General features: G+C 35.3%; 13 protein-coding genes. 8 read left to right on the top strand and 5 right to left on the bottom strand.

What is annotated here, in order from left to right; all coding sequences use genetic code 11:
* Positions 1-154: 154 nt before the first annotated feature.
* From J2T59_RS04745 to J2T59_RS04725, 5 genes are all read right to left on the bottom strand, one after another.
* The gene (locus J2T59_RS04745) at positions 155-2,389 is read right to left on the bottom strand and encodes a nuclease-related domain-containing DEAD/DEAH box helicase (protein WP_259134490.1); all 2,235 of its coding nucleotides are present in this window, start codon (positions 2,387-2,389) and stop codon (positions 155-157) included.
* Between the two features lie 395 nt (positions 2,390-2,784).
* Complete coding sequence (locus tag J2T59_RS04740) at positions 2,785-3,840, bottom strand: GTP-binding protein (protein ID WP_259134488.1); 1,056 nt, start codon at positions 3,838-3,840, stop codon at positions 2,785-2,787.
* Positions 3,841-4,113: 273 nt separating this feature from the next.
* The gene (locus J2T59_RS04735; protein ID WP_259134486.1) at positions 4,114-5,259 is read right to left on the bottom strand and encodes a GTP-binding protein; all 1,146 of its coding nucleotides are present in this window, start codon (positions 5,257-5,259) and stop codon (positions 4,114-4,116) included.
* 227 nt (positions 5,260-5,486) lie between these two features.
* Positions 5,487-5,738, bottom strand: a complete 252-nt coding sequence (locus tag J2T59_RS04730; protein WP_259134484.1) for a hypothetical protein — start codon at positions 5,736-5,738, stop codon at positions 5,487-5,489.
* A 125-nt stretch (positions 5,739-5,863) separates the two neighbouring features.
* Complete coding sequence (locus tag J2T59_RS04725; protein WP_259134482.1) at positions 5,864-6,121, bottom strand: hypothetical protein; 258 nt, start codon at positions 6,119-6,121, stop codon at positions 5,864-5,866.
* Between the two features lie 350 nt (positions 6,122-6,471).
* Between J2T59_RS04725 and bet the strand changes: the two genes are divergently transcribed.
* From bet to terL, 8 genes are all read left to right on the top strand, one after another.
* Complete coding sequence (bet, locus tag J2T59_RS04720) at positions 6,472-7,236, top strand: phage recombination protein Bet (RefSeq protein ID WP_259134481.1); 765 nt, start codon at positions 6,472-6,474, stop codon at positions 7,234-7,236.
* Positions 7,237-7,238: 2 nt separating this feature from the next.
* Positions 7,239-7,460: a hypothetical protein gene (locus tag J2T59_RS04715; protein WP_259134480.1), complete on the top strand. Its 222-nt coding sequence runs from the start codon at positions 7,239-7,241 to the stop codon at positions 7,458-7,460.
* A gap of 21 nt (positions 7,461-7,481) precedes the next feature.
* A complete protein-coding gene (locus J2T59_RS04710) occupies positions 7,482-7,853 on the top strand; it encodes a hypothetical protein (RefSeq protein WP_259134479.1) in 372 nt (123 codons plus the stop codon).
* Positions 7,854-7,918: 65 nt separating this feature from the next.
* Entirely contained in the window at positions 7,919-9,952 is a 2,034-nt protein-coding gene (locus J2T59_RS04705; protein WP_259134478.1) for a DUF927 domain-containing protein, read from the top strand.
* Between the two features lie 333 nt (positions 9,953-10,285).
* Positions 10,286-10,609 carry a hypothetical protein gene (locus J2T59_RS04700; protein ID WP_259134477.1) on the top strand — a complete coding sequence of 108 codons (324 nt, stop codon included), beginning with the start codon at positions 10,286-10,288 and terminating at the stop codon, positions 10,607-10,609.
* A gap of 2 nt (positions 10,610-10,611) precedes the next feature.
* Positions 10,612-10,851, top strand: a complete 240-nt coding sequence (locus tag J2T59_RS04695) for a hypothetical protein (RefSeq protein WP_259134476.1) — start codon at positions 10,612-10,614, stop codon at positions 10,849-10,851.
* Positions 10,848-11,342: a phBC6A51 family helix-turn-helix protein gene (locus J2T59_RS04690; protein ID WP_259134475.1), complete on the top strand. Its 495-nt coding sequence runs from the start codon at positions 10,848-10,850 to the stop codon at positions 11,340-11,342. Before J2T59_RS04695 ends, J2T59_RS04690 begins: the two co-directional genes overlap by 4 nt.
* Positions 11,332-12,741 (top strand): phage terminase large subunit, encoded by a 1,410-nt coding sequence (terL, locus tag J2T59_RS04685; protein ID WP_259134473.1) that lies wholly within the window; start codon positions 11,332-11,334, stop codon positions 12,739-12,741. Before J2T59_RS04690 ends, terL begins: the two co-directional genes overlap by 11 nt.
* Positions 12,742-12,745 lie beyond the last annotated feature (4 nt).

Genomic DNA, 12,745 nt, shown 5'->3' with positions numbered 1-12,745 from the left:
TTTATAGCCATTAAAAATAACTTGAGCTGATTACAGAAAAATTAGAAGAACGTTTTTCAAAAGGGGTTAGTTGTTTGACAAAAATATAGTTAAGTTGAAGAACTTAAATTTGCTAAGATAGTCTTTGTGCTTTTATATTTATCTAAACCAATTTTTATTTTTTGTACAAAAAAGAGGTGTATTTTTTAATCTTATCCTTAAAAGTATTACCTTTTTTAGATTTGTTTTGTAGATTGGTAGGAATAGAATCTTTATTGCTATTGTAAACATCATAACTTGGGCTTTCTAATATTTTATTTTGATATGAATTATCTTCACCATGAGATGCATTTATTTTGGGTTCTCTAGTAAAATTATTTACAACATCCAGTGAGTTTTGATCTTGTTCTTCAAATATGCCTAATTTTTTAAGCCTAATTTTAACTCCACCTTTATTTCTTCCAAGAATGTACCCAATTTCTTCTATACTTTTTCCTGAATTAAATAAATTTATAAGTTTAGTTTCTTCGGTTTCGTCCCATTTCATATATGCTCTTGGTGAGCTTTTTTTGATTTCTTTCGTGTTGAAAGAGATTTTATTATTAGCTGAACTCTCAACATCATAATTAAAACTCTTAACGTCTTCACCAGGACTAGTCATATCAGAATAACATGATAACAATTGATTAAAAGTGGGCCCGCCATCTTTTGAAAATGAATGGATACATAGTTTTTCAGATGCTCTAGTCATACCAACATATAGAAGTTTTTTGTCATTTATGGCATCTACATTCATTAAAACACAAACCTTACATTCTAATCCCTTTGAAGAATGATAGGTGATTACATCCATTTTATCGCCGCTTCTATCCTTAGTTGCTTTGCTTATAACTTTCAATTGTTCATCCAGATTCTTATATATGTCTTCGGTTCCATTCTTACCCTTAGCAGTGGGAACCAGGATAAGAACATCTTCAGGATTGTATTCTTTATCTGAAAAAAGAGATTTAAGGTACTTGTTCACAACATCTATGTTTCCTTTTATGAAATCAATATTGTTGTCAATTTCACAGTTACAAACGATATTATTTCGTCCTTCATAGAATTGTGTAACCTCTTTCCTGAGTTTCTCGTCTTTCATTAGATAATCTAAAGCAAGATTTACATGATTGCTGCCAGAGCGGTAAGATGTTTTGAGTAGCTTCGATCTGCCAACAATATTGACACCTAGACTTTTCCAGCTATGTTCTTTCTTGTTATAGATACTTTGCAATCTATCTCCTGCAAGGAATAGATTTTCAATTAGTTTACCATTATATTCATGTTTTTTACATAGCAATAAACAAAGTTTTATCCAGTGGTTTTTGAAATCTTGGTACTCATCTATCAGAACCGCATCATAGGTTGGTACGGCTTCTTCAATAGCATTGTATGGTAGGATATTGTTCCAGTATTCACTGTTTTTAATGGTTGGAGCAGGTTTAGTTGATACTTCACTCGCAAGAGAATGAAATGTGGAGGTTTTTATGTTTTGGTAATTAACGCCCATTAGCTCAAGATCATCTTGCAAATCCTCAAGTCTTTGTTGGAGTTGGTGAGCTAAGGTGCGATTATATGTAAGCACTCGAATATTCCAATTTGGCTTCTCTTTAACAAGATGGATTGCTCTTGACAAAAGAATCACTGTTTTACCACTCCCAGGTACTCCTGTTACCATAAAGTGACCATATGGTATTTGCCTGGCGAATTTTTCTTGCTCACTATCAAGGGTGGCTATAAAAGAACTTAAAAGACATTTCTTTCTGTTAAATTTCCACAGATTGGTTTGTACAGGCTTTACTTTTATTTCTGGAAAGAACAAAGCTCTAACTTTCGACATAAGGCCTTCATCTAAAAAACATGAGCCTTCCAAGAATAATTTATTAAGAGAAAATTTTCTAAGATCGTCAGAGCCGACACATTCTGCAGGAGTTTGATTAAAGCAGGGATTGAAGGCATCTAAATCAGAACTTTTTATATTAGTAAAGACAACCCTAGTAAAAACCCTTAGGTTAAATGTACCTTTATCATCAAAAAAGGACTTTTCAGACTGAAGAACATTTTTAGCAGTATTTAAATATCTAATTGCTTTTAATGCAGGATTCTCTAATCTCTTTCCATTCAAATCCCATACATGGACATTATCTACATCTTTTATGTATTCTAAATCCCAATCTTTGACTTCTATTATACATATACCTTTATAGGCATCTATTAGGATAAAATCTGGATTTAAGTTCTTTAATCTGGGTTGAACATAAAGGTATGATTCATAATCAATGTCAGAGTAAACGTCCTTTAGTTTATTTGCAACTCGCTTTTCACCAGGTGTGAGATTCGACAGGTCTGCAGGTATTACATCCAAGGCCATAAATTATTTTTCCTTAAAGTAAATAATTTAAGATATGGATATTGTATGCATTTATAGTTTTTCCACATAACTTGCACTTTAATTTCTACTAATGAAAATCTAACATAAATATTCTAATGAATTAAAACAGTCTAGCTTTAACAGAACTTAAAATAAATAAAACCATTCCTTTTGGTTGTATCACTATGTTTCCAGTCACAAGAGATAAAAGTGTTTTTGGTTTTGCATTATTCAATCAAAACTTCAACATAAACTAAGAACACTTTTATTAATTGTGACTGGCAAACTTAGGTAATAAGTCAACAGCATCTCGAATATACTAGTTCCATCAAAAAATTTTTTTGATTTGAAATATAGAAAATAGTAAAAATGTCAAGCCAACTGATATCATAAAATCAATGGTGATGTTCATGAGGTTGACTTGAGATTATGTTTTCAAACCCTATATTTTCAGACTCAAACACGTTAGAAACTGTTTCATCCACTATATTTTGAACTTCCTTGTTCCCCATACCAGTAACTGCTGTGAGTATCTTGAAAACACTTTTACGATCAGCATTATCTTCTGTCTCATATATACTTGAATCAGGTGATTCATTAAATGAAGTAATACTCGACTTGATTATCTTTCCAGACAAATACATTATACCTTTCATGTGACCAACGAACAAAGAACTATCTTTCATAACCTTTCCTTTTATTTCTTGCAATATTCTCTCATTTACAAACTTAGCAGTGTTCATATCAATATTCTTCATGTACAACGAATATTCTGTAGAATAAGTAGATATCTCAGACATCTTCATAGAATATGCTGCCTGTTCAAAAAGTTCTTTTGATAATTTCACCTGACTATCATGGTATATATGATCAAACAGTTCCTGAAACTTTTCATCATTTCTTTTAGCTGAGAACTGCATTATCTTTGCTTTACTGTTAATATCCTTAAGTCTTTTAACTACGCCTGGTAATAGTTCAGCTGGAGTGATATCTATCTTGTTTATACCAATAATCTCAGATTCAGCTATTTGATTTATCACAAACCGTGGAATTTGTTTAAATTCATCAATAAACCTCTTACCATCAACTAGACAAATAATTGGTGCAAATGTGAACAGTTCAGAGTCCATATCCTGAATATTAGCCTTTATCTGAGCCGGAAATGCTATCCCTGTAGGCTCGATCAAAAGAATATCTGGATTAAAATCCTTCTTAATACCGCTCAAAGTGGCTAATAGACTTGTGGATATGGAACAACATATACATCCACTTGTAAGTTCTTTTGTCATAAGCCCAGTACTCGATATAGTATCACCATCAACACCAATTTGACCAATCTCATTAACTAATATAGCCACCTTTTGACCATTTTCAGTAAGCATTTCACTCAATTTCAATATCGAAGTGGTTTTTCCACTACCAAGAAAACCACCTATAATTGCTATTTTCATCTAAATTCCTTCTAAAGCTTTTGTTTAAGATTTATTAGTTTAGAACATTCGACCTCACACTCCAACTGATCTTTGTGAAATATGGGACCATTCATGTTCTATAATAAATTTGGACTGGTAGTATATATTTGTTTGGCTATATGCCAAAAATAAATTTATCTCTATTCTCTATTCATAACAGATTTGAATTGAAGTTCACCGCTTGTGAATGATAGGTTTTTCATCCAGCAAATAAAGTCATATTCTTTTATTTAGATGAAAATGAAAACGAATTCAATGATTGTGATCATGGTGATGATGATCTTCATCATGTGATTTTGATATTACCATATTTCTTTTATTGAAGTTCAATTTTATATTCTCATCCACTATGTGCCTAAGCTTTTCTTCATCGATCCCTGAAACTGCTGTAAGTATCTTGAAATGAGGTTTGTTTTCTGAAAATTGGTCCAGTAATTCAATTGTTGGCTCTTGTGTATATGATGTTGTGCTGCTCTTTACTGTCATTTCCCCAGTCTCCAAAAACATTTTTATATGACCAACAAATTCAGGAGTTTCCCTAACTATATCTGCTTTAAGCTTTTTTGCAATCTCAAAAGTTATAGATCTGGCATTATCTATCTCTATATCATCGACCTTTATCAGGTAATCATTTGCATAGGATGCTAGACCAGAGCAACGACTATCATAATGCGGATGCCCATCCAAACCCCCAATTTCCAATAGATTAGGAGACCCAGTTTGATCAACATCAATTTTAGTCTCTAAAGAAATATTCTTTTCAGCTAATATAGGCGATATTGTATTAACAAATTCATCAAAACCTATTATTGTATTAAGAAGTTCATTAAAACCTGCATCTTTAGGGTCAGCAGTCATTTTAATAATAATTGCATTCTTGTTAAGCTGACGTGCAGATTCCTCAATTATAGGTACTTCGATCGGCTTTAATAGGTCAATCTTATTTATGACCATGATCTCAGCGTCCTCAATTTGCCTCATTGCATAGTTCTTTACCGATTTCATAATATCTGTAAATCGACTACCATCAATTAATGTGACCAAAGGTGCGATCTCAATAGAATCATCAAAGTTCATAAGTTCTATGTTTTGTTTTATCATATTAGGAAATGCAATACCTGATGGTTCAACTAATAGATAATCAGGTGAATATGAATTATAGAGTTGTGTTATTGTTGTCTTCATATCAACTTTAAGTGTGCAGCAAATACAACCACTTGTGATCTCTTTTGTCGTTAACCCATATTTATTAATGATATCACTATCAATTCCAACTTGACCTATCTCGTTTACAACAATAGCTACTTTCTTACCATTATCTGCAAGGTATTTGCCAAGAGTTATCAATGTAGTGGTCTTACCACTTCCTAAAAAACCACCTAATATTATTATTTTCATCTAAATCCCTTCTAATGATCTTGTTTAAGATTTACCAGTTTAGAACATTCGATCCCATAACACAAACAACATTCAATGATTTCAGTGATTTCTGAAACTTATGAGGTCATCGATGTTCAATAAGAGATTTGTACAGGTAGTATATATTTATTTGGGCTTATGCCAAAAATATAATCATTAAAATATGCACCTGAACCTTTAGCTCGGGTGTAGTCTCACACAAAAAGTTAAGAAACCTTTTTCCCGTTTGGAACCACTTGATCCACATAATACAAATGTTCTCTGTCAGGACAATACATATCAAGCTTAATCTTCAATTCCTCGATGATGTCACAACAGTATTTGTACGCCACTCGAAACTTATCTTTCAATATATAGCATAGTTCATGTGTAGTGATACCATGGTAAATGAATCCATTCAACTCCCTGAAAATATCATATACCAGTTGTTCCTTATCGACTGTGCTCACTATCTCCATATCTTCAATCTCACCATCATATTGTTCACACCGAACAGTCGATTCAATTTCGAAATATTCTTCATGACCACATTTCTTACATTTATTTTTGACGTACGTTTAATACACCTCCTACTCTACTGACATTATTGCATACGTACCAACCTACCAGGTTTTTCATTTAGATCATTCGAATTATCGTTCTTACTATATGGATCATCACGTGTCCCAAAATATTTCTCCCTTTGTTCACGCTTGTACCTATCAATATAAACAATAACAGCCTGTGAAATAAAATCAGACATGGTAGGAATTTCTTCACGTTCCATTATTTCTTCAGCTTCCCGTTTAAGATTAGGACTTATTGAGATTCCAATCTTCTCTTTCTTTTTGCGTTGTTCCATAAAAAGTAGTATCATGGTTAGACTATTTATAATTAATGACTACTTTGGTAGTCTTAAAGTCTGACTATGGTTATCTTTAAATAAAAGTACTGTTATAGTTATACTTAAGTGTCAGCTAGATTTGGGTTGTTGGTCAGTTGATTTAAGCTTTCTTTTTAAAGAAGATCGAATTGAGAGAGTTTCAGTCATGACGTTTCAATGTTGATCAATAAGTCTGTCAAATTAACAGATTATGTGAAAAAAAGAGCTGGCTGAGAAATGGAGTGAGAATAAGCGTGAGAACAGAATTTAGTGTGACTATACGATATAAAAAAAATAACTTGTAAATGAAACTATGTGAGGCATATAAAATGAAAGAACTAACACAGAAACAAAAGCTGCAAGTTGCTGAACTTGTAGAACAAGGATCTGAGAAAAGTGTAGCAATTTCCCAGGTTCTTAGAAAAGATGATAAGCAGAATATCCCCGCCATCCAAGATCTTGCTGTCCAAAGTGAAAAATCAGGTGACGAGGATATATCAAAATATGAGCTTCAACCTGAAATAATTACCGACATGAGTTGTGGGGAAATTAAACCAAATAGTTTGAAAACTGGATCTCATCAGCCGGTACATTATTCTGAGAACCAGGTACTTACGATAAAGAACACTGTTGCAAGAGGTGCTGATGATAATGAACTTGCAATGTTTCTCCATATTTGCAAGACATATGGATTGGATCCGTTCCTAAAAGAGATATTCTATTCACCTGAAATGAAATCTATCATGACCTCAAGAGATGGATATCTTAAGATCGCACAACGTGACCCTGAGTTTAGAGGTATCAAGTCGGCTGTTGTTCATGAAAACGATTTGTTCACTATGAATGTAGCTGAGAATCTTGTTGAACATTCTTTTGGTTCCAATGACCGTGGTGAGATCATGGGTGCTTGGGCCATTGTTGAAAGAGAGGGGAAAGAACCTGTACTCCAATATGCGCCTTTCAGTGAATATAAGAAGAACAGCTCCACGTGGAGGACATATCCTTCGGCCATGATAAGTAAATGTGCGGAAGCTTTGGCATTGAAACGTCAATTTGGTATCTCTGGTCTAATGACACAGGAAGAGGTGGTTTAAACATGAGGGTTAGTGTCAAAGATACATCTAAACTTCTTCCCTCCCATACTTTGGAAATTGAGGACTGGTTTTGCAGGAAAGAGGGACTTGATTTTAAGGAGTGTGTTATTGAACGTGAGACTGAGATGGCGTACCTCTTCAAGTTAGATGAAAGAGAACAATGGGTGCCCAAGTCCCTGTGCAGTATAGTTGAACTTGATGCAACTGATTTTGATCGATTTTGATCTTGTGGAGGAGTTGAAATTATGGTATTACCTACTATCCCGATCAATAATAATGGAGTTCAGTATAAACGCAACTCTAACAAGACCATAGCAGAGTTCAAAAGTATCAAAGAAGTTCCTAATGGAATTGGGTTCGCTTTTGATACTGATAAAATTGAGCCTGGGGAACGTTCTGCTAAATGGTACCAGTTAAGGTTTCCTTTATTATTTTCTCTTGATAAGGAATTGAGAGAAGATCCTGAGATGTTGGCTGCGAGTTTGGATAATGTTCATATTTGCAATAATGGATTAATTCCCATGATACTTGCCGAATATTCATATAAGGTAGGTATCGGTGAAATTAAAAAACGGGTATTTGCAATTGCTGGAATGGCTGTTCAGGGAGATGATTGAGTTGATGAACAGGTCTTGTTTTGAAATAGTACCTGATTATCGCGTATTTTCTTATATGGAAATGTGTGGTCGTCAACAAAATAAAGGAAAACGTGATTGGTATGGCAGCCTCTTCTTCACAAACAAATGAAATTAGTAATGATGAACAGGAAATTGAGCATGTTGTGGAAGGTGATATCCTTAGTGTAAATGATGTTATTCATTGTAAGCTTCTGTTTGAGTTTGATAGTGGTCAGGTTATCAGGTACAAGATACATTCTCCAATAGTCGATCAACACAGATCAATAGAGGGTAGTTTTCTTAACGGTACTTTAGATGGTCGAATGGAAGATATCATTCGATCAAAGATACTTAAACTGATACATATCAAGGATAAGGAATCTGAACTCGCAGTCCAGCTATCACTCAGGATCATATGTGATAAGGTCAGAAATAGATCATGGTATTTCTCAAATACTCAAATTGATGGTAAATGGGCTGGGTACAGGGTACCCAATGAATATAATATATTTGAAGGGTGTATCCGAACTGTAAAGAGTTCTGGTGATGAACCTTATTACACAGCTTTTTGCAGAACACCTTGTATACCAGTAGCAACAGGTCATAACATAGATACTGGTGAATATTGGGTACAGCTCAAGTTCGCTAACATATATAATCGACCACATACGGAATGGGTATCTCAAGAGGATGCTTTAAGCCGTCGTGGCATTATGAGGTTGGCGAGTAGAGGTATCAATTTGATTGAAAAGAACTCTTCTACCATGAATGAATATTTGAGTTCATGTTTGATGGTAAACGGTCCTGAGATGCCAAGAAGGTTCGTTACTGAAAAGAATGGATGGAAATGTGAGAATACTATTTTCGCGTTTGGTAATAGAGGGTTTTCAAACGGTGAAGTGTTGGACATTGTGCCACTAATGAAAGAGGCGTATGAGGGTCTAAAAGTATCTGGAGATATACAGGCATGGATCGATGCTGTTAATCCGATAATACATTTACCTTTAGTACGTTTTAAGATGTACGCTGTCTTTACTGCTCCACTTCTCAGATTACTGAACATCCAATCGTTCATTCTTGACCATTATGGTGAGTCCAGTATAGGGAAAACATTCACTAACGACCTAGCAATGTCGATGATAGGTGATGCTGATACGTTAAGGTTCAATGGAGATACTACCAAGACAGCAGCAGAGATCCTTGCACAGATGTATACTGACCTGCCCTTATACCTTGATGAAACGGGAACACAACAGTCCGAAGATGTATTAAAGGCACTAGTATACATGCTTGCTAATGAGCAGGGGAGGATGAGAGGACATAAAGAAGGTGGTTTACGTGAAACTGGGAAATGGAAAACCGTTGCACTCACTACAGGTGAGAGACCACTGACTTCACACAAAAGTTTTTCAGGCCAGCAGGTACGTTCAATTGAGATTCGTGGAGGATTAACTCAGGATGTGATCGAGAACATTAAACATGCAGCTGATATTCGAAAAGATCATTTCGGACATTTTACAGAACCTTATTTTAGGAAATTGTATGAGTATATGCCCAAACTTGAAATGATGTATAAGATGGCAAGAGAGAGATACGTTACAAAAGATAACGTGAAAACAAATCGTATGGCTGGAACTTTTGCCACTATACTAGTAGCAGGTATGCTCTTGGAAGATATCTTTTCAGAGACAGGTATAGAACCAATAGAACCCCATAAGATAATTGATCATTTCTTTATCAGATGTGTCAAAGAAAATCCAATTGAAAACTATTCCATAAGAGCACTACACACTGTAATGGACTGGGTTCAATCAAAGAACATGTGTTTTTATGATTTTGAGAAGCCACACAATAACAACAAATTTCACGAATTTTATGGTTGGATCGATACCGAGTATATCGATATAATCCCATCAGAACTTCGAAAGGTTATGGAAAGGTCGGGTTTTGACTCGACACGTACTAAAAACGATTGGATAGATGAAGGTATTGTTATTGTAAATCAAGGAAGGAAAGACTATAAAGTATGTCATAACGGCATCCATAAAAAAGTTATCAGGTTTTCTAGGAGGAGGATCAATGAGATACTCTTTTGCTGATATGGTACAAAGTACCACTTATTGTACCGCTTACATACAAAATATATTTTCTAAGATTGAAAGAAAAAACAGTAACAATAGACTATATTATAATATATATAATATATATTATACCATTTGTACCTATTGTACCTATAATAATTATAATATTAGTATTTTAGATGAAAGTAACTCAATTTATTCTAACATATCTAAAATATCTAAAATATATGTATATACACACAAAATGTCGGTGCAAATGGTTCGATTGGTACAAAACAGTGTCTCGACCTTGTTTTTGATACAATTCTCATTGGTACATTATTGGAACACGGTTATTTCGGAGGTTCAATCATGAGTAAATTCTTAGATGAATATCTATCCAAATTCCAGGATTTGCCAGAAGTGAATATGAGTGAAAACAAGTCTTCTGATATTCAGAAATTATTTCAACCTCAAGATGAGGAGATGTTCACCAATACATCACCAGATGATTTTAAGCTTCTAGTGTACGATATGAAGAACTTTGTTAGAAACAAGTACCCTAATTTATTGATCAGTGATATTGGGAAGGTCAATTTCGAGTTTTGTTTGAAATATCCAGGATATAGAAAGAGTTACGGGTCGAATAATTGTTTATGGTTAATGAAAAAATTGAATGAGAGTGGGTGGGCCTGAGCATGATTGAAGATCATATTTCTAGAGGTATAGATGAGGGTGAACACAAATCTAAAAGTGTTACTAGCAATATGAAAAGAGTGTTTAAACCTATTTCTAAACGCTGTTCTAAGTGCAAAGTAGCCTTGTTTGTAATGACACCTTCTCAGGAATTTGTAACATGTTCAAACTGTAATAATGAGTTCACTATTTCTTCCACACTTAGCAGGGGTATCAAGTTAGTTGAAAGAGGTAAACCATGACCATAACCAGTATCAAGAATTGGACCTGGAACAAAAGGCGCCTCAAGGCTGCTAAATTATTGGCCCGTGGTGACATGAAACAGACCGATATTGCAAAGGAGTGTGGAATTAATCCATATACCTTTTATAACTGGAATCATACTCCCGAATTCAAAGAAAAAGTAGCTGAACTAGTACTGTTAGATGAACGTGCAACTAAAGCGGGTATACTCCAGAGAGCTCTTACGACATTAGAGAAAAAAAGTGAACTTGTAGGTACAGATAAGAGTACAGAGTTAGATTATCTCAAATTCATTGCTAACCTGAAAGGACTCACTGACAATAGATCACAAGTAAATATCACTAACGCTATTGGGATCGTTAATTCACCTGAGGTCCTTGAGAAAGCTAACGAATTATCAAAACAGATAAGTCAAGTCTATGAAACTGGTGTGGATCCTGAAAGTGAACCTAAAAGTGAGAAAAGTAAGGGTAGCAAGAATGATAACTGATCAAATCCCCTGGACTGCAACACCTGCATTGTTCACTCAATACTGTACACAATTCAAATGGATCCCGGGTGAACATCTCCTGCTCTTATCAGATACACTTATCAAAGTGGCTCGTGGTGAAATTGATCACTTAATGATCTCAATGCCACCAAGACATGGGAAATCGATGTTAACTTCCCAGTATTTTCCTGCATGGTACCTTGGTCATTTCCCTGATAAGAGGATAATATTAACCTCATATGAAGCCGATTTTGCTGCGGGGTGGGGTAGAAAAGCTCGTAACGTATTAAGTGAATACGGGCCTGAACTGTTCGGGATAAGTGTAGCATCAAGATCTTCTGCAGTTAATCGGTGGGACATCGAGGGTCACATAGGTGGTATGTCCACAGCAGGTGTTGGTGGTGCTATTACCGGTAAAGGTGCTGATCTGCTCATAATCGATGATCCTCATAAGAATGCGGAAGAGGCTAACAGTAAGACATATAGAGATAAGGCTGGGGAATGGTATCGCTCCACTGCCTATACTCGCCTGGAACCCGGTGGTGCAGTGATCATTATCCAGACACGGTGGCATCAGGACGATCTATCTGGCAGGTTATTAGAAGAAGAGCCAGATAAATGGACAGTTATCAATTTACCTGCACTGGCAACAGAGAACGATCCACTTGGCCGAAATAAAGGTGATGCATTGTTCCCTAAACGATATTCAGTGGAAGCCTTAGATGTGATCAGGAAGACTTTAGGGTCTTATTGGTGGAATGCTTTATATCAACAGCAACCACAAGCACTTGAAGGCGGTACATTTAAACGCGAATATTTCAAATACGCTCAATTGCATGATTCTATATTTACCTTGTCAAATAAAAAGAAGGTGAGGTACCAGGACTGTACTATATTCCAAACATGTGACCCTGCAGCATCCACAAAGTCTAACGCTGATTATTTTGTATTATCTACCTGGGCTCAAACACATGATAATGAATTGATCCTTATAGATGTTCTGAGAACTAGATTAGAGAGTCCGGACCAGATAAACTTATTCAAACAGCAGTATACAAGGTGGCAACCAGCATTCCAGGCAGTTGAATCTACTGGACTTGGTAAGACACTTTATCAAATGTTGGTCAGGGAAGGTTTACCTATAAGGGAATTGAGAGCTGATATAGATAAAATAACACGGGCATTACCAGCAGCTGCACGTATGGAATCGGGTTCGGTCTATTTCTTGCACCAAGCTGCCTGGTTATCAGAATTTGAAGATGAACTCTTATCATTTCCTACAGGTTCCCATGATGATCAGGTGGATACTTTATCCTATGCAATACAACTCATGGTAAAACCACGTATAGATAAGATCGATCTTTCAAATCTTATTCGTACACGACCACGGTCTAGGTGATTCA

It is taken from the genome of Methanosalsum natronophilum, assembly GCF_024808815.1.
Lineage (GTDB): Archaea > Halobacteriota > Methanosarcinia > Methanosarcinales > Methanosarcinaceae > Methanosalsum > Methanosalsum natronophilum.
Note: the sequence above shows the minus strand (reverse complement) of the source record. Positions and strands in the feature narration are given on the sequence as shown.